Raw genomic sequence first — 16670 nt, forward strand, 5'->3', positions numbered from 1 at the left:
TGATGGCCCAGGGTAGCAAGGCACGGCTCGAGGTCAGGCAGGCTCGGCGAGGCGATATTCCCGGAATATCGCAGCTCGTCGAGCGGGCCTATCCCAGCCTGCCGCCGTACAAATTTGGCGAGCTGCGCGGGCAGATCAACAACTTTCCGCAGGGCCAGTTCGTCGCCATTCTCGATGGCGAGATCGTCGGCTATTGCGCCTCGTCGCGGGTCACCGAGGCGATGGCGTTCACCCAGCACGACTGGGAGGAGATCAGCGGCAACGGCTTTGGCACGCGCCATGTGCCCACGGGCGAATGGCTGTACGGCTATGAGATGTGCGTCGATCCGGCGCAGCGCGGCGTGCGCATCGGCAAAAGGCTGTACGAGGCGCGCCGCGCGCTCGCCGAATTGCTCGACCTCAACGGCATCGTCTTTGCCGGCCGCATCCCAGGCTATGACAAGGCCAAGCGCACCAAGAAGGTGGATGGCCCGGAAGACTATCTGGCCAAGGTGATCGACGGCAAATTGCGCGATCCGGTGATCGGCTTCCAGATAGCCAACGGCTTCCAACCTGTCGGCATCCTGAGCCGCTATTTGCCCGAAGACAAGCAGTCGCGCGGGCACGCGGTGCACATGGTGTGGCGCAATCCTTATGTGAACCCCGACGAGCCGCCGACGCACCGCGTCCCGCGCGGTGTCGAAAGCGTTCGCCTTGCCACGGTCCAGTTCCAGGCCCGCGCCGTCGCGAACTTCGAGGAGTTCGTGCGCAACGTCGAGTATTTCGTCGACGTGGCTGCCGACTACAAGGCTGACTTCGTGCTGTTCCCCGAGATGTTCACGATGTCGCTGCTGTCCTTCGCCAAGAAGAAGATGGGTCCGCAGGAGGCCATCGAGGCGCTGAGCGAGTTCACCCCGCGCATCCGCGAGGAACTGACCCGCATGGCGATGGAATACAACATCAACATCATCGGTGGATCGCACCCGACGCGCGCCGATGATGGCGATATCCAGAACATCGCGCTGGTCGCATTGCGCGACGGATCGATTCACGCGCAGGAAAAGATCCACCCGACGCCCAACGAGCGCTATTGGTGGAAGATCAAGGGCGGCGACAGCATCGACGCGATCCAGACCGATTGCGGCCCGATCGGCGTGCTGATCTGCTATGACAGCGAGTTCCCCGAACTCGCGCGGCGCCTCGCCGACGAGGGCGCGCGGATCATCTTCGTGCCGTTCTGCACCGACAGCCGCGAGGCGTATATGCGCGTGCGCTATTGCTGCCAGGCGCGCGCGATCGAGAACCAGTGCTATGTCGTGATGTCCGGCAATGTTGGCAATCTGCCCGATGTCGAGAACATGGACATCCAGTATTCGCAAAGCTGCATCCTGACGCCGTGCGACCTGCCGTTCGCGCGCGACGGCATCGCGGCCGAAGCCAGCGAAAACGTCGAGACGCTGACGATCAGTGACGTCAATCTCGATGACCTCAGCTGGGCCCGCAGCGAGGGCACGGTGCGCAACCTGAGCGACCGGCGTTATGATCTGTACCACATCGAGTGGGACCGCGCAGTCGGCAGGGGCCATGCGTCCAAGCGCGAGCGTGCGCGGCAGGCGGCGCCTGCCGGACCGCAGGGCGGCGGCGGCGGATAAAGGACTGCCTGGTCAAGATTAATGGCTGACATCGGCGGGTTCATCGGTCATTACCTTGGCCATGCACAATCCGCTCGATAATCCCGTTTTCAGCGACGCCCTGGTCATCCTGGGCGCGGCCGGAATCGTGATCCCGGCCTTTGCGCGTTTCAGGATCACGCCGATCATCGGCTTTCTGCTGATCGGCATTCTCGTCGGACCGTCGGGGCTCGGGTCGCTGGTCGATGAATATCCCTGGCTCTATCACATTACCATTACCGATGCGGAATCGATCGAGCCCTATGCCGAGTTCGGCATTATCCTGCTGCTGTTCACCATCGGGCTGGAATTGTCGTTCAAGCGATTGTGGAGCCTGCGCAAGCTCGTCTTCGGCGTCGGTGCTGCGGAGCTTTTGCTCTCGGCGCTGATCATCGGCGCGGCGCTCAACATGGCCGGGCAGAATTGGGGCGGCGCGGTAGGCCTCGGGCTGGCGCTGGCGCTATCGTCGACCGCGCTGGTGCTGCCAATGTCGGGCACGACCTCGCCAGTGGGGCGCGCGGCGCTCGCCATGCTGCTGTTCGAGGATGTCGCGATCGTGCCGATCATCTTCCTGCTCGGCGCACTGGCGCCGATGGCGGGCGCGACCGAAGCCGGCAGCCTGGGCATGACGCTGCTGCTGGGCGTGGCCACGGTCATCGCGATGTTGGTGCTGGGCCGGCTGGTGCTGCCGCGCATGTTTGCGCAAGCCGCGCGGACCAAGAGCCCCGAACTGTTTCTCGCGGCCAGCCTGCTGGTGGTGATCACCGCGAGCCTTGCGACCGCATCGGTGGGCCTCTCGCCGATCGTCGGCGCGCTGCTCGCCGGACTGATCATCGCCGAGACCGAATATCGCGGCGAGGTCGAGATCCTGATCGAGCCGTTCAAGGGGCTCGCGCTGGGCGTGTTCCTGATCACCGTGGGCATGTCCATCGACCTCAGGGTCATCGCCGCTTATTGGCAGGAGCTGGCGATTGCGGTAGTGGGCGTGCTGCTGGTCAAGGCGATCGTCACCGGGCTGCTGCTGCGGGTCGCGGGCGCGCGGCGCGGGACGGCGGCAGAGGCCGGCGTGCTGATGGCCAGCCCATCGGAGACCACGCTGATCGTGCTCGCCGCCGCGGTGCAGGCACAGCTGATCCAGGCATCGACCGCGCAGTTCTGGCAGATCGTCACCGCGATCGGGCTCACCATTACCCCGCTGCTCGCCAAGCTTGGGCACACCATGGCACGGCAAATCGAGATGCGCGCCAGCGATGCCGCACCGATCGATCAGTCGGATATCGCCAACGATCGCACCGTCATCTTTGGCTATGGGCGGGTGGGGGAGATCATTGCCGATATGCTCAAGCAGCACGAGCAGCCCTTTGTCGCAGTCGAATCCAACGTCGATGTCGTGATGGATGCGCGCCGTGCTGGCGTGCCGATCGTCTTCGGCGACGTCGCGCGGCCCGAATTGCTCGACCGGCTGCGGCTGGGCCATGCCCGCGCGCTGATCCTGACGATGGACGATCCGGTGCTGGCGGTGCAGATCGTGCGCCGCGTCCATGGCTGGGTACCCGACCTGACGATCATTGCGCGCGCGCGCGATACCGATCATGCCGCCGAGCTTTACCGTGCCGGGGCCACGCTTGCGGTGCCCGAAGCGCTGGAAAGTTCACTCCAGCTGTCGGAAGCGCTGCTGGTCGATCTGGGGATTGCAATGGGCCACGTCATTGCCTCGATCCACGGCAAACGCGACGAAATGCGCCGCCGGATCATGGACGAAGGCGAGCTCGACCAGAAGCCGGCGCTGAAATCGGGCGAGGTCGCAGCGGGGTAACCGTCAAATCCTCCCCGGAACGGGGAGGGGGACCATCCGCAGGATGGTGGAGGGGAAGCGCGCTTGTGCCATCGTCGCTTGGCACCCGCTACCCCTCCGTCATGGCTGCGCCATGCCACCTCCCCCACGGGGGAGGATTTTTTGAGATCACCCCAACGCCGCCTGTTTTTCTTCCGCCAGCCTATCCAGCTCCGCGCGGCTCTTTTTCTCGGACGCCGACTTCAGCTGCCCGCACGCCGCCATGATGTCGCGGCCGCGGGGGGTGCGTACCGGGGCGCTGATGCCGCCTTCGAACACGATGTCGGAGAAGCGCTTGATCCGCTCGGGGTCCGAGCATTCGTAGATTGCACCGGGCCAGGGGTTGAACGGGATCAGGTTGACCTTGGCAGCAAGGCCATAGCCCTTGATCAGCCGGACGAGCTCGCGCGCGTCTTCGTCGGTGTCGTTCTTGTCCTTGAGCATCACATATTCGAAGGTGATCCGCCGCGCATTGCTGGCGCCGGGGTAATCGGCGCAGGCCTGGAGCAGCTCTTCCAGCCCGAACTTGCGGTTGATCGGCACGATCTCGTCGCGCACCTCCTTGGTCACCGCGTGCAGCGAGACCGCAAGATTGACCCCGATTTCCTCGCCGCAGCGCGCCATCAGCGGCACGACGCCGCTGGTCGACAGCGTGATCCGCCGCTTGGACAGCGCCAGGCCATCGCCGTGCATCACGACCTTCATCGCATCGCGGACGTTGTCGAAATTGTAGAGCGGCTCGCCCATGCCCATCAGCACGATGTTGGTCAGCAAGCGGCCATCGGCGGTGTAGGACGCGGCGTCCTCATCGTCGTCGAGCTGATCCATCGCGCCCTTGGGCCATTCGCCCAGCGCGTCGCGCGCCAGCATGACCTGGCCGACGATCTCGCCCGGGGTCAGGTTGCGCACCAGCCGCATCGTCCCGGTGTAGCAGAAGCGGCAGTTGAGCGTGCAGCCGACTTGGCTGGAGATGCACAGGGTGCCGCGGTCGGCATCGGGGATGAACACCATCTCGTAATCCTGCGCGTCATCGGTGCGCAGCAGCCATTTGCGGGTGCCGTCGCTCGAGACCTGCGCCTCGACGATTTCCGGGCGGCCGATCACGAAGCGTTCGGCCATCCACGGCCGCATCTGCTTGGCGATATCGGTCATTGCATCGAAATCGGTGACGCCGCGATGGTACATCCAGTGGAACAGCTGCTTGGAGCGCAGTTTCGCCTGCTTGCTGTCGAGCCCGGCCTGGGCGAGCAGCGCTGCGATATCTTCGCGCATCAGCCCCATCAGGTCGGCGCGGCCATCGGCCCGCGGGGTGATCGGGCGCGGCACGGGCACGGGATCGATATGGCCGGGGATCGCCATGTCCATGGAGGGGTCGGAGGAAGTCGCGGGGGAAGTGTCGGTTGTCATGCGCGCCCCATAGTCGTTTGGGCGTGCAAAAGCTACCGTCTGGCTGCGCAGCCCAATGCGGCTGCGTCGAGCGCGGTTGCGGCGCCCTTGAGCAGATAGACATCGCGGATCGGCCGTCCGTCCGCACCGGTGGCGCTGGCGGTCATTTCACGGGCCGAGCGCATCGCCGCGATGATGGCGGCATCCATGGTCTTTTCGGCAGCCCAGGCATCGCCGCCGCCGCCGGTCAGCGTGAACCGGCGCACGCCGATGCCAAGCGTAACCTGGCTATTCTTGGCCATGGGCCTGCTGAGCCGAAGGTGGAACTGGCCGCGTACGCCACGCCGGGGCCAATAGCCGATGCTGGCAAAGGGGCGGTACCGCCGCTTGTCGCGCACCGTATCAGGCTGGGCAATGGCGTAGCAGCGCGGCACCTGCGGATCGCGAAACGCGCCCCACGCGTCGAACACCCCCAGGCTGTCACGCGCATGGAGGGGAAGGGGGGCAAGCAGCACGGCCAAGGCCGCCAGTGCCGCCCAGCCGCGTGTCACGCATGGCCTCCGCCGGTGCCGGTGACGACGATCTCCTCGCGGCCATCGGCGATCATCACGACCGAACCCTGCGGCAACCCGGCTGCGACGGGCGCGCCGAACACCGGGTGCGGTGGCAACCCCAGCAGCACGCCGCGCAGCACCCGGCTGGAAATACCGTGCATGATGATCAGCTTGTCGTCGGTATCGCAGGCGTGCGCGCGCAGCCAGTCGCTGACCCGGTCGGCAATCGCGGCGTAATTCTCGCCATCGGGTGCAGGCTTGAGCAGCATCTCGGGCGCATCGATCACCGGGCCAACCTCTGCGATGACGTCGGCATAATAGCGCCCGCCCCAACTGCCCATGCCGATCTCCACCAGCCGCGGATCAGGCACGGCATCGTGCCAGTCGAGTTGGAGATGCTCGGTGATTACCGCCAAGGTCTGCAGCGCGCGGCCGGTGTCCGATGCCCAGAGCGAGAGGGCAGGGCGGGTGCCCAGCACATCGGCCAGGGCTGCCCCCATCGCATCGGCCTGGGCAAAACCGGCACGGGTCAGAGGGGTGTGGAGATGGTCGCCCTGCAGCCTTTTGGCAGCGTTGAACACGGTTTCGCCATGCCGCGCAATGAACAGGCGGCCGGCAACGGGAGGGCAGGAAAATCGGGAATTTTGCGTCATCGGCACCCCGTTTCGGCAATAGCGGCACCGCGCGCAAGCCCGGCGGCTCATTTTCCACAGTTTAAACCGATTTGCGCGGCTATCGGCTTGCGGGAAAAGCCAATATTGTTAATGAAGTTGGTCCGGATTCTGCCATTATGGCAGGGCATGTCTTTTGGATTTGAGGCCGACCGGCCTCGGGGGATTTTCATGAAAGCGACAATCGAACGCGCGACGCTCCTCAAGAGCCTCAGCCATGTTCAGTCGGTGGTGGAACGGCGCAACACAATCCCCATTCTGTCGAATGTGCTGATCGAGGCATCGGCCGATGGCGCGCTGCGCTTCATGGCGACCGATCTCGACCTGCAGATCGTCGAAACGATGAGCGCCTATTCGGTGGAAACCGCCGGATCGATCACGGTTTCGGCACACACGCTGTTCGAGATCGCGCGCAAGCTGCCCGATGGCAGCCAGGTGATGCTCGATGCCGCCGACGGCAAGATGCTGGTCCGCGCCGGACGCAGCCGCTTCACGCTGCCGACGCTGCCGCGCGACGATTTCCCGGTGATTGCCGAGGGCGAGCTGCCGACCAGCTTCGAACTCGCCGCCGCCGAGCTCGTCCAGATCATCGACAAGACCCGCTTTGCGATCTCGACCGAAGAGACGCGCTATTATCTCAACGGCATTTTCCTGCATGTCGCCGATGACGATCGCCCCGTGCTCAAGGCCGCGGCGACCGACGGGCATCGGCTGGCGCGGGTCACGCTCGACCGGCCCGATGGCGCCGAGGGCATGCCCGATGTCATCGTGCCGCGCAAATGCATCGGCGAATTGCGCAAGCTGCTCGACGAGCGCGGCGATGCCAAGGTGCAGATCGACCTGTCGGCCAGCAAGATCCGCTTCACTTTGGGCAGCGCCATCCTGACCTCCAAGCTGATCGATGGCACGTTCCCCGATTACAGCCGCGTGATCCCGACTGCCAACGACAAGCTGCTGCGCATCGACCCCAAGGCCTTCGCGCAGGGCGTCGACCGCGTCGCCACCATCGCCACCGAAAAGACCCGTGCGGTCAAGATGGCGCTGGACAAGGACAAGATCACCTTGTCGGTGACCAGCCCCGAAAACGGCACCGCGGCCGAAGAGGTCGAAGGCGAATATTCGAGCGAGGGTTTCGAGATCGGCTTCAACGCCCGCTATCTGCTCGACATTCTGGGCGAGCTTGAAGGCGACGTCATCGAACTGCATCTGGCCGACTCCAGCGCGCCGACGCTGATCCGCGAAAACGACAAGGCCAGCGCGCTCTACGTGCTGATGCCGATGCGCGTCTGATCGGTGCCCGGCGTCGGGGCCTTTGTCCTGATCGCCGTCATCATCGGGGTGCTGCTGCTGGTCTACCGGTTTGATCGGACCGGCGGTTCGCTGACGCTGTTTGCCAGCCTGTTCGTGATCTCGCTGCTCGTGCTGATGCTGTTGATGGCAGGGTTGGTGGTCGCAGGAGGCGCGACCTGACTCGTTCACTGACCACACAGCAAAACGCCCTCCCGGTCGGACCGGGAGGGCGTTTTGCATTTCAATCTCAAGCGATTTTAACGCTCGCCGACGGGAACATACCCACGCTGCGTCGGGCCGGTATACAGCTGACGCGGGCGGCCGATCTTCTGGCCGGGATCGGAGATCATCTCGTTCCACTGCGCGACCCAGCCGACGGTGCGGGCGAGCGCGAACAGCACTGTGAACATCGTGGTCGGGAAACCGATCGCCGAGAGGATCACGCCCGAATAGAAGTCGACGTTGGGGAACAGCTTCTTTTCGATGAAATAGGGATCGTTGAGCGCCATTTCCTCGAGCTGCAAGGCAACCTCGAATACCGGATCGTTGACCTTGAGCGCGTCGAACACCTCGCGCACGGTCTTCTGCATCACGGTCGCGCGTGGATCGTAGTTCTTGTAGACGCGGTGACCGAAGCCCATCAGGCGGAACGGATCGTTCTTGTCCTTGGCGCGCGCGATGTACTCGGGGATCTTGTCGGGTGTGCCGATCTCGCGCAGCATGTTGAGCGCCGCTTCGTTGGCGCCGCCATGCGCCGGGCCCCACAGACAGGCGATGCCCGCTGCGATGCACGCGAACGGGTTGGCGCCCGACGACCCGGCCAGCCGCACGGTCGAGGTCGACGCGTTCTGCTCATGGTCGGCATGCAGGATGAAGATGCGGTCGAGCGCGCGTTCGACCACCGGATTGACCTCATAAGGCTCGGCAGGAACGCCGAAGGTCATCTTGAGGAAGTTGCCGGTATAGGACAGCGAGTTGTCGGGATAGACGAACGGCTGGCCAACCGAATATTTGTACGCGGCCGCCGCGATCGTCGGCATCTTGGCGATCAGGCGATGGCTGGAGATGCGGCGATGCTCGGGATCGGCGATATCGGTCGAATCGTGATAGAACGCCGACAGCGCGCCGACGACGCCGCACATGATCGCCATCGGGTGCGCATCGCGGCGGAACCCGCGATAGAACTGCATCAGCTGTTCGTGCAGCATGGTGTGGCGCGAAATCGTGTAGGTGAAGGTCTCGAGCTCTTCCTTGCTCGGCAGTTCGCCGTTGAGCAGCAGGTACGAGACTTCCATGAAGCTCGAATCCTCGGCCAGTTCGCCGATCGGATAGCCGCGGTGAAGCAGGACGCCTTCGTCCCCGTCGATATAGGTCAGCGCGCTGTCGCAGCTGGCGGTCGAGGTGAAGCCGGGATCATAGGTGAAGCAGCCGGTTTCGGCATAGAGCTTGCGGATATCGATCACGTCCGGTCCGATGGTGCCGGACCGGATCGCATAACTGCTGTCCTTGTCGCCGATCTTCAATGATGCGCTGTCTGACACGGTTCGTTCTCCTCAAATCGGTTCTTTAGCAAGCTATTGGTGTGCGTGCGGCCCTCAGGCGGCCACGCGCGTGACGTCGTTGATCCGGGCGAGCGATTCCTCGCGTCCCAGAAGTTCGAGCACATCGAAAATGCCCGGCGAGCGCGCCTGCCCGGTAAGAGCGGCGCGCAGCGGCTGGGCGTACGTACCGAGACCGTGCCCCTGAGCCTCGGCGAATTGCGTAACCTTGTCCTCCAGAACGGCAGCTGTCCATGGCGCTGTCTCGGCCAGAACTGGCAATACTGCCTGCAAAATCGCGGTCCCGGTGTCTTCTAGCAAAGACTTTGCTTTCTCGTCCATGCCTAAGGGACGCGTCTTGAAGAGAAACTGAGCCCCATCGGCGAGCTCGTTGAGGTCGCGCGCGCGCAGCTTCATCACCGGCATCGCGCGGGTGAGAAGGTCGGTGCTGGCTTCGGCCTCGATCCCGGGCATCAAAGCTGCGACGCGCGGGGCGACCAAAGCGGCCAGCACGGCATCGTCCATCTCGCGCAGATACTGGCCGTTCAGATTGACCAATTTCTTGGCATCGAAGCGCGATGGCGACTTGCCGACATTGGCCAAGGCGAACAGCTCGACGGCTTCCGCGCGCGAAATCTTCTCGCGATCGCCATAGCCCCAGCCCAGCCGCAGCAGATAATTGAACATCGCATCCGAGACGATGCCCATGTCGTCGCGATAGTTCTCGACGCCCAGCGCGCCGTGGCGCTTGGAGAGCTTTGCCCCGTCGTTGCCATGGATCAGCGGAATATGCGCATAGACCGGCTCGGGCCAGCCCATCGCCTGGATAAGGACAAGCTGGCGGAAGGCGTTGTTGAGGTGATCGTCGCCGCGGATGACATGGGTGACGCCCATGTCGTGATCGTCGACCACCACCGCGAGCATATAGGTCGGTGTACCGTCCGAGCGCAGCAGCACGTAATCGTCGAGTTCGCGCGCATCGACGGTGACCGATCCCTGGACCTCGTCGGCGATCGTGAGCTTGCCGCCTTCGGGCGCTTTCAGCCGGACGACATAGGGCGCGCCTTCGGGGGCTTCCGAAGCGTCGCGGTTCCGCCAGCGGCCATCGTAGCGCATCGGCAGCTTCTTGGCGCGCTGTTCGGCGCGCATCGCTTCGAGTTCCTCGGCGGTGGCGAAGCATTTGTAGGCCTTGCCCGCGTCGAGCAGCTGATGTGCTACCTCGGCGTGACGCCCGGCGCGCTCGCTCTGAAAGACAGGCGTATCGTCCCAGTCGAGCCCCAGCCAGTCGAGCCCGGCAAAGATCGCGTCGATCGCTTCGGGGGTGGAGCGCGCCTTGTCGGTGTCCTCGATCCGCAGCAGCGCCTTGCCGCCGTGGTGCCGCGCGAACAGCCAGTTGAACATCGCGGTGCGGGCCCCGCCGATGTGGAGAAATCCGGTCGGCGAGGGGGCGAAGCGGGTGACGACCTGTCCATCGGGCCTTGCTGCCGGAACCGTCACGTTTTCGCCGCTTGCACTCACTTACGCTTTCCTTTCAAACTCGCCGCACATGGCAATTTCGACCGCCTCTAGCACGGCTTTCTGGCAGCGACAAATGGCCAGTTTGTCCCGTTTTTCAACGCCTGTCAGGCTTGGCCCGGCGGCGGAGCGCTTCGTGCTGGCGGAGCGCGATCAGCTGCCGCCATGGATCGTCGTCGCCTTTGGGGCCGGGATTGCCGCGTGGTTCGCTCTGCCCGGCGGCGCATGGCACGGGGTGGTGATCGCGCTCGGCGCGGCGACCGCGTTGGGCGTCCTGGCGGTGCACGGGCGCTGGGCAGCCATGGAGCTCGGTGCGCGCTGCGTGTTCATCGCCGGGCTGATGCTGGCGGCGGGTACCGCGCATATGGCCTGGCGCGCGGAGCGAGTCGCCGCCGATCCGCTGCCGGCGCCGTGGTTCGGTACGCTCACCGGGCGGGTGATCGAGCGTGAGATGCAACCGGCGCGCGGCCAGGTGCGGCTGGTGTTGCAGACTGCGCCCGCGTTTGGTCTGCCACGAACGGTGCGGGTCAATCTCGATCTGGCGCTCGACGATGCCGCGGCGCGGCCCGGGGCGATCATTGCCGGGCGCGCCCGGTTGATGCCGCCCGCCCAGGCGTCGCTCCCGGGCGGTTACAGCTTTGCCCAACGTGCCTGGTTCGATCAGCTGGGTGCGACCGGCAGCATGCTCGACCCTCCGCGCAGCGTGCAACCGGCCGGATCGCAGAGCGGCCTCGATTCGCTGCGGGCACGGCTTTCGGCGCATATCCAGACACGGCTCGACGGCGGGGCAGGCGGCATCGCCGCGACGCTGGCGACCGGAGACCGCGGGGCAATCAGCGAGGACGACGCCGAGGCGATGCGGCGCAGCGGCCTTGCGCATCTGCTCTCGATCAGCGGGCTGCATGTCACAGCGCTGATTGGCGCGGTGTGGCTGGTGACGTTGAGGCTGCTCGCGCTGTCGCCACCGCTGGCGCGCGCGGTGCCGCTACCGCTGGTGGCGGCAGGCGCAGGGGCGCTGGCGGGGATTGCCTATACTCTGCTCACAAGCGCGTTATAGGAGTCAAGCACTCAGGAACCGCAGAAAATTGCGGGTTCGGTGTCTCTAGCTCTGGGTTGTTCACAGTTTCCTGATATCTGAATGATGTTAGTGGTAAAGTGGTCATTGTGACCGTCATAATAGCACCCTACATTTTCAGAGCACAGTAAGGGGCATGGCATGGCACGGAAAACGACTACGACTAGACCGCAGAAGCCCGAGCCGGCTTTGCTCGCGAAACCGCGTGAACAGGTCAGGGCGCAGCTTCTTTCTAGAGTTGAGATTGGTGTGGAACTCATTGAACGAACGATAGATAGTTTTGCGGCACTCGACGAGCTCAAATCAGACTACGCTAAGTGGAATGATTACAATACCGAATTTTTGCGGCGTGCCTTTACATCTACCGAATATGCTGACGAATACAGCTACTATGCTAGTGTTGGTGGAGTATATTCTCATGAGCCTGCCTTTAGCCAAAAGGTTGAAGACGCTAAAGAATGGGTAATCCAAAAGCGTGACAAACTCATATCTTTGGTCGAACGCCTAGATCTAATTGATGAACAGATCAGTTCGTCGGATGGAAATAGCACAATGCCGCCCAGGCCTTTGATTGGAAAGACCGTCTCCAGCAATAAGGTTTTTCTGGTTCATGGTCAGGATGAAGAAGCAAAAGCCGTGGTTGCGAGGTTCATCTCTGGATGCGGCCTGGAGCCGATTATCCTACATGAACAAGCAAGCGGTGGGCGTACGATTATCGAAAAATTCGAGAACGAAGCCGATGTCGGGTTCGCTGTGGTTCTGATGACGGCTGACGATGTTGGGGGGCGCCGACATGGTGATGAACTCGCCAGCGACGAATTGAGACTTCGGGCACGTCAGAATGTGGTCCTGGAACTTGGCTACTTTGTGGGTCGGTTGGGACGATCAAGGGTAGCTGCGCTGAAGAGGGGCGATATTGAATTGCCTTCTGACATCGCAGGTGTGGTTTGGACCGCGATAGATGCTGCAGATGGTTGGAAGCTGGCGCTAGCACGTGAACTTAAAAATGCTGGTTATGAGTTTGAGCTGGATAAAGCGTTTGGCATGTGAATTTGCTGGTTCGGGCCTAGCGAGTGATTGAGTGCAACTCGCAATCCCCGTTATTTTAGGATGTTTTACGCAGGCAGCCGCCTTACTTTTTTGCTGCTGCCCGCTCGGCAATGCGTAATGCTGCTCCGAGAGCCTGAACGATGAATGCTACTCTCTGGTTTCCATGTTGTGCCATATCTAATGCAGCCCAGACCAATCCAATTGTGATGCACGCATTTTCCTTTAGCCCGCGTCTCAGTTCTTCATCTGAGATCGCAGGGATGCCCGCACTGCTGGCGTAGATAGCGTTGTTCCGCAGATTGGACTGCTCTTTGATCGCCGCTAGCATTGCTCGCTCATCCGCAAATTCCGAGGCGAACACTTCTAGCGCACGACCCCATGAGGTATCAGCAGTGTCAGGATTGTAGGATATCAAGCTCAGGCTGAGCGGGTGAATTTCTAATCCGTTTCCGCCATCAATGCGCGCGTAAAGTCTGTCGTGGTCTGGATGCAACGCAAAAGCTAATTCAATTTCCTCAACGTGTTTTGATACAGCGCGTGCAAAGACAGAGAGCAAGGTTTTTACGAAGTGATCATGGATGTTCAAATTCTTTGCTTCGGCAGCATAGCCGTTGGATTTTGCCGAGGAAATGAAGGCAGCAACTGCCTCTTCCGTCGCATGAGTGGCGCAAAAAAGTGATACTGTTGGTGCGGTATCCGCTATCAGGTCAGCGTAAAGCAAATATCTCCACGCATTCATGGCACAGTGCTTTGCCCGGCCTTCAAGCGATGCGAATGCCTGTTTTCGTATCCATTCTGACGACTCGCTGTGGATTATTTCTTTGATTATGCTCACGATGTCCATTCCCAATAGATCGGCCGTATGATGCTTGTTCCCGATAACTGGTTGTTCGAAACGATCAAGCTTCTTGCCCAGCTTGGTGGCGCACTTTTGATTGCGTGGTTAGCAGTGCGGTGGGCATTGGGGAGATACAAACGTGAGAAGGCTTGGGACCGGCGGCTACAAGCTTTTGCGGATTTGGTCCAAGTTCTTGGCGACATGATCAGCATTCAGCTGCGGTGGATTCATGAGCTGGAAACCCATGGCAGTTTCAGCGAAGAGTATAGTGCGAAGCTTTCCGAGCGATACCAATCCGCCCGATTTAGACTCGATGAGGCGCGGTCCAACGCCATGCTTCTTTTGCCCGACGAAACCAATGGCACTATCGCCTGGTTATTGAGCTCTCTGGAGCAGGTTCCAGACGACGAGGGGCCGTATACGTATCACACGGGCGTGAACGAAAGCCTCAATACGGCGTTGGAGCTGATCCTCGAACAGGGGCGCAAGACGCTAGGTGTTTACTGACCAGCTGACCATTTGGGTAACGCTTCAGACAGCGCGAATGGCCGATAACGAGTGAGAAGGTGACTGGTTATTTGTCAGCAATGCGAGCGAGCGTGCCATCATGATGTCCCCGCTTATATTCAGGTCCAGTCCGCTCTCCCATAGAATGTAACAAATTCGGGGATTTGCCTGCTCTTCCGTCGTCAAATCCGATCTTGTAGGCAGCGCCTCTTCCAAAAGCGCGAAGCAACTCTCCAAAGGACATGAAAACCACTCCTAACTTCGAGGCTCCAATATAGCAGTTTTTTGGTAGGGCGTCGATGTAGTTTCAGCCTCGTAAACGTCGTATCAAGCGTTTCCACTCAACCTCACTCTCGGGCAGGAAGCGCAGGGCGCTGGGTAGATTTCGGCACGGGCGCAGCTTGTCCGGCCGGTTTCGGCATTGCACGCAATAGAGCCGCTGGGCCACTTGGTGGATGCTCGTCGGCCATCGCATAACCGCAAAATACCTGGCCAGTTTCTGAGCATCGAGCGTGGTCCGTCGGCGGCATCGGAGGCAGGTGGCCGCAATATTGGCTTGCCGTGATGTGAACTGCTCCAGCGTCTCCCATTTCAGGTTTCCAAGATGACCCACCGTTTCAAAGGGGCAGGGTCATTTGCCTCGGATCGCTGGGCTTCTCAGAACCCTCTAGCGCAGCGATAATCTTGTGGGCAAGTTCGGCTGCGGCGGCTTCGCGGAGGCGCTCATTGGGGGCCGTAAGGGCAACACGGGCAAAACCGCTGCTGGTGAGCAGGGCGGTGGCGATCACGGTGGAAGAATCAGGGGTCATCATTATCCGATGTTCTCACTTCGTTCTGATTCTTGCAAGGGCCATTCACCACGACAGCGCCGGTTGCCCGACGCTTCGCAGGTTATTTGTAAAGGTCCGCCAGGCGCTGTCCTAAAAGGTTCGCGATCCAACAGTGTGGGTTCTGACTTAACAGCACCACGATGTCCCTGCGCAGTGTGTCGGCTTCCTCCGCCGGGTCGATGTCATCGTCCATTGACGAGGCGTGTTTTGATGACCTCGGCCAAGCTATTCCGATTGACGGCCGACCAGCCGGTAGTTTGACCCTCTATAGCCGCTTCAAGCAAGCCGATTGCCGCATCAATAGCAGTCTGCAAGCTGCAACCGGCAACCACTGGCTTGTTGTGGGCAGCATTGGCTTCTGCGCGGTTCATGCGGTCGGTCAGGTTCGTGATTGCTCGGGTCATCTGTTCGTTTGTCATCGTTTCTCTCCCTGGGATCGATCTTAGCGAATTGTAATCTGTTTCAGAACATTGAGGCGGCGTGGCTTCTTCAGCTCCTCTGTGGTTGCAGTGAAAGCCTGCTCTACAGTCATGCCACGCCTCAATCTCTGGCGAAGGGTGGAGCCTTTAAGCCCGATTTCCATTGCCCATTTGTGCATGGTCTGGATGCGGCCTTGGTATTCAATTATCGGGCTCTTGCGGGGGCCAAAGCCGAGACCAAACTCCATTTGGTAGTCCCGCTGCTTGCGACGATTGTTGCTTTGCACTTTTCGATCAGCCCATATGCAGTTGTTAGGTTCGTATCCTGCATCGTTGTCCAGTCTCTCGATGGAGTGGTCTGGGGATGGGCGTGGTCCCATGTCATCAAGAAATGTTTCGAAGCCTGTTTCTGCCCTGCGCCACTCATCGCATACGCTGATCCCACGCCCTCCATAGTCTGGGAAGCTGTAGTGGGCGGGGTTGTGGCATCTGTGTAGTGCATTTACCCATGCGTTGAATTCTGGGTGATGTGCCTGCTTAAGTGTTGCTGTGGGCGCTGTCTTCTGTCTCATAAGTCTCTCCTCACAATCGGGAGAGGTTGTTTCCTCTCTCCGCGATTATTTAAGAGACTGCTGCGGTAGTTAACTGCGCACTTATGAGGATTCGCTAGATTTCTGGTAAGTAGTGGATGACTGCTACTTCAAAGAGGGCTGGCTTGGCCCTAATCAAGCAATTCGAAGTTTGTGAATTAAAAGCCTATCTTTGTCCTGCGGGTCGTCGGACTATTGGTTGGGGAAGAACTACAAATGTGAAGCGTGGAGACACATGCACTCAGGCTCAGGCAGATGCATGGTTAGTCGCTGAGTATGACGCATTTGAACGGAGGGTTCGTGTCCTGGTCAAAGTCCCGCTGACTGCAAACCAGCTGGGGGCGCTGGTGTCGTTTGCCTACAACGTCGGGACCGGCGCTCTTGGGTCCAGCACGCTCCTGCGACTGCTCAATCAGGGTCAATATGATGCGGCAGCACAGCAGTTCGGGCGCTGGAACCTGGGTGGCGGGAGAGTGCTCGCAGGGCTTGTGAGGAGGCAAGGCGCAGAGGCGGAGCTATTCGCCAAATAAATAAAGTTGCCCCGACGGGCAATCGCTGGGCTGCTCAATCCATCGACCTAGATAGCCCTGCTCCACACTTGTGGGGCGGAGCTATCCTATTCCTGCTGGTCAAACCAATCTTGGTGGCTTTCAAGCAGGTTACCCAATTCCTGCCAATCGGGAGCGACTGCATTTTCGCATGGCTGATAGCTGGGGAAGATGCCGCGAGCAGCATTCTCGGCGATCATGATGCCTCGATGTAGAGCGCGGCTGGTAAGAATCTTGAGCGCCTGCTGGTCCTCGCTGTTTCCCTCACCCTTTGCAACTCGGCTACTGTAGGTGCTGCTAAGGTCCGCTAGCATTCCAATCTCTGAACCGCACCGGGTTTCCCGGAGGCTGTTTGGTTTAAGTTACGCAGCCATGG

General features: G+C 61.2%; 17 protein-coding genes. 8 read left to right on the forward strand and 9 right to left on the reverse strand.

Features of this window, described 5'->3' with window-relative positions; translation table 11 throughout:
- The first annotated feature begins 2 nt into the window (after positions 1 to 2).
- Together QUV11_RS15250 and QUV11_RS15255 are read left to right on the forward strand one after the other, a co-directional pair.
- Complete coding sequence (locus QUV11_RS15250; protein ID WP_300883749.1) at positions 3 to 1631, forward strand: carbon-nitrogen hydrolase family protein; 1629 nt, start codon at positions 3 to 5, stop codon at positions 1629 to 1631.
- Between the two features lie 61 nt (positions 1632 to 1692).
- On the forward strand, positions 1693 to 3465 hold the full coding sequence (locus QUV11_RS15255) for a cation:proton antiporter (protein ID WP_300883765.1): 1773 nt from the start codon (positions 1693 to 1695) through the stop codon (positions 3463 to 3465).
- A gap of 147 nt (positions 3466 to 3612) precedes the next feature.
- Here the strand turns inward: QUV11_RS15255 and rlmN are convergent, their stop codons facing one another.
- From rlmN to QUV11_RS15270, 3 genes are read right to left on the reverse strand one after another with little or no spacing between them, the layout of a single operon-like run.
- The gene (rlmN, locus tag QUV11_RS15260) at positions 3613 to 4890 is read right to left on the reverse strand and encodes a 23S rRNA (adenine(2503)-C(2))-methyltransferase RlmN (protein ID WP_300883750.1); all 1278 of its coding nucleotides are present in this window, start codon (positions 4888 to 4890) and stop codon (positions 3613 to 3615) included.
- Between the two features lie 32 nt (positions 4891 to 4922).
- Positions 4923 to 5420, reverse strand: a complete 498-nt coding sequence (locus QUV11_RS15265) for a hypothetical protein (protein ID WP_300883751.1) — start codon at positions 5418 to 5420, stop codon at positions 4923 to 4925.
- Positions 5417 to 6076, reverse strand: a complete 660-nt coding sequence (locus tag QUV11_RS15270) for a histidine phosphatase family protein (protein ID WP_300883752.1) — start codon at positions 6074 to 6076, stop codon at positions 5417 to 5419. Before QUV11_RS15270 ends, QUV11_RS15265 begins: the two co-directional genes overlap by 4 nt.
- A 189-nt stretch (positions 6077 to 6265) precedes the next feature.
- Here QUV11_RS15270 and dnaN point away from each other — a divergent pair, with 189 nt between their 5' ends.
- Together dnaN and QUV11_RS15280 are read left to right on the forward strand one after the other, a co-directional pair.
- Positions 6266 to 7384, forward strand: a complete 1119-nt coding sequence (dnaN, locus tag QUV11_RS15275) for a DNA polymerase III subunit beta (RefSeq protein WP_289618500.1) — start codon at positions 6266 to 6268, stop codon at positions 7382 to 7384.
- A gap of 3 nt (positions 7385 to 7387) precedes the next feature.
- On the forward strand, positions 7388 to 7564 hold the full coding sequence (locus tag QUV11_RS15280) for a hypothetical protein (RefSeq protein WP_289618499.1): 177 nt from the start codon (positions 7388 to 7390) through the stop codon (positions 7562 to 7564).
- Between the two features lie 77 nt (positions 7565 to 7641).
- Here QUV11_RS15280 and QUV11_RS15285 read toward each other — a convergent pair whose 3' ends face one another.
- A complete protein-coding gene (locus QUV11_RS15285; RefSeq protein WP_289618498.1) occupies positions 7642 to 8925 on the reverse strand; it encodes a citrate synthase in 1284 nt (427 codons plus the stop codon).
- A gap of 54 nt (positions 8926 to 8979) precedes the next feature.
- Positions 8980 to 10440 carry a glutamate--tRNA ligase gene (gene gltX, locus QUV11_RS15290; protein ID WP_300883753.1) on the reverse strand — a complete coding sequence of 487 codons (1461 nt, stop codon included), beginning with the start codon at positions 10438 to 10440 and terminating at the stop codon, positions 8980 to 8982.
- A 73-nt stretch (positions 10441 to 10513) separates the two neighbouring features.
- Here gltX and QUV11_RS15295 point away from each other — a divergent pair, with 73 nt between their 5' ends.
- Together QUV11_RS15295 and QUV11_RS15300 are read left to right on the forward strand one after the other, a co-directional pair.
- Positions 10514 to 11494: a ComEC/Rec2 family competence protein gene (locus QUV11_RS15295; protein WP_300883754.1), complete on the forward strand. Its 981-nt coding sequence runs from the start codon at positions 10514 to 10516 to the stop codon at positions 11492 to 11494.
- Positions 11495 to 11653: 159 nt separating this feature from the next.
- Positions 11654 to 12562 carry a nucleotide-binding protein gene (locus QUV11_RS15300; RefSeq protein ID WP_300883755.1) on the forward strand — a complete coding sequence of 303 codons (909 nt, stop codon included), beginning with the start codon at positions 11654 to 11656 and terminating at the stop codon, positions 12560 to 12562.
- Positions 12563 to 12644: 82 nt separating this feature from the next.
- Here the strand turns inward: QUV11_RS15300 and QUV11_RS15305 are convergent, their stop codons facing one another.
- Positions 12645 to 13397, reverse strand: coding sequence for a hypothetical protein (locus QUV11_RS15305; RefSeq protein ID WP_300883756.1), 753 nt, complete (start codon positions 13395 to 13397; stop codon positions 12645 to 12647).
- A 27-nt stretch (positions 13398 to 13424) separates the two neighbouring features.
- Here QUV11_RS15305 and QUV11_RS15310 point away from each other — a divergent pair, with 27 nt between their 5' ends.
- Complete coding sequence (locus QUV11_RS15310) at positions 13425 to 13907, forward strand: hypothetical protein (RefSeq protein ID WP_300883757.1); 483 nt, start codon at positions 13425 to 13427, stop codon at positions 13905 to 13907.
- A gap of 617 nt (positions 13908 to 14524) precedes the next feature.
- Here the strand turns inward: QUV11_RS15310 and QUV11_RS15315 are convergent.
- The 3 genes from QUV11_RS15315 to QUV11_RS15325 form a co-directional block, all read right to left on the reverse strand.
- Positions 14525 to 14719, reverse strand: a complete 195-nt coding sequence (locus QUV11_RS15315) for a DUF6771 family protein (protein ID WP_300883758.1) — start codon at positions 14717 to 14719, stop codon at positions 14525 to 14527.
- Positions 14720 to 14919: 200 nt separating this feature from the next.
- Positions 14920 to 15156 carry a hypothetical protein gene (locus QUV11_RS15320; RefSeq protein WP_300883759.1) on the reverse strand — a complete coding sequence of 79 codons (237 nt, stop codon included), beginning with the start codon at positions 15154 to 15156 and terminating at the stop codon, positions 14920 to 14922.
- 23 nt (positions 15157 to 15179) lie between these two features.
- A complete protein-coding gene (locus QUV11_RS15325) occupies positions 15180 to 15728 on the reverse strand; it encodes a hypothetical protein (RefSeq protein WP_300883760.1) in 549 nt (182 codons plus the stop codon).
- 116 nt (positions 15729 to 15844) lie between these two features.
- Between QUV11_RS15325 and QUV11_RS15330 the strand changes: the two genes are divergently transcribed.
- Positions 15845 to 16276 carry a lysozyme gene (locus tag QUV11_RS15330; RefSeq protein ID WP_300883761.1) on the forward strand — a complete coding sequence of 144 codons (432 nt, stop codon included), beginning with the start codon at positions 15845 to 15847 and terminating at the stop codon, positions 16274 to 16276.
- The last annotated feature ends 394 nt before the right edge of the window (positions 16277 to 16670 follow it).

It is taken from the genome of Blastomonas sp. (assembly GCF_030373265.1).
Taxonomy (GTDB): domain Bacteria; phylum Pseudomonadota; class Alphaproteobacteria; order Sphingomonadales; family Sphingomonadaceae; genus Blastomonas.

Excerpts from the sequence above, each read along its gene's own strand:
- QUV11_RS15250 (WP_300883749.1), top strand. The coding sequence starts at position 3 with ATGGCCCAGGGTAGCAAGGCACGGCTCGAGGTCAGGCAGGCTCGGCGA.
- QUV11_RS15255 (WP_300883765.1), top strand. The coding sequence starts at position 1,693 with ATGCACAATCCGCTCGATAATCCCGTTTTCAGCGACGCCCTGGTCATC.
- rlmN (WP_300883750.1), bottom strand. The coding sequence starts at position 4,890 with ATGACAACCGACACTTCCCCCGCGACTTCCTCCGACCCCTCCATGGAC.
- QUV11_RS15270 (WP_300883752.1), bottom strand. The coding sequence starts at position 6,076 with ATGACGCAAAATTCCCGATTTTCCTGCCCTCCCGTTGCCGGCCGCCTG.
- dnaN (WP_289618500.1), top strand. The coding sequence starts at position 6,266 with ATGAAAGCGACAATCGAACGCGCGACGCTCCTCAAGAGCCTCAGCCAT.
- QUV11_RS15295 (WP_300883754.1), top strand. The coding sequence starts at position 10,514 with ATGGCCAGTTTGTCCCGTTTTTCAACGCCTGTCAGGCTTGGCCCGGCG.
- QUV11_RS15300 (WP_300883755.1), top strand. The coding sequence starts at position 11,654 with ATGGCACGGAAAACGACTACGACTAGACCGCAGAAGCCCGAGCCGGCT.
- QUV11_RS15310 (WP_300883757.1), top strand. The coding sequence starts at position 13,425 with ATGATGCTTGTTCCCGATAACTGGTTGTTCGAAACGATCAAGCTTCTT.
- QUV11_RS15315 (WP_300883758.1), bottom strand. The coding sequence starts at position 14,719 with ATGATGACCCCTGATTCTTCCACCGTGATCGCCACCGCCCTGCTCACC.
- QUV11_RS15320 (WP_300883759.1), bottom strand. The coding sequence starts at position 15,156 with ATGACAAACGAACAGATGACCCGAGCAATCACGAACCTGACCGACCGC.
- QUV11_RS15325 (WP_300883760.1), bottom strand. The coding sequence starts at position 15,728 with ATGAGACAGAAGACAGCGCCCACAGCAACACTTAAGCAGGCACATCAC.
- QUV11_RS15330 (WP_300883761.1), top strand. The coding sequence starts at position 15,845 with ATGACTGCTACTTCAAAGAGGGCTGGCTTGGCCCTAATCAAGCAATTC.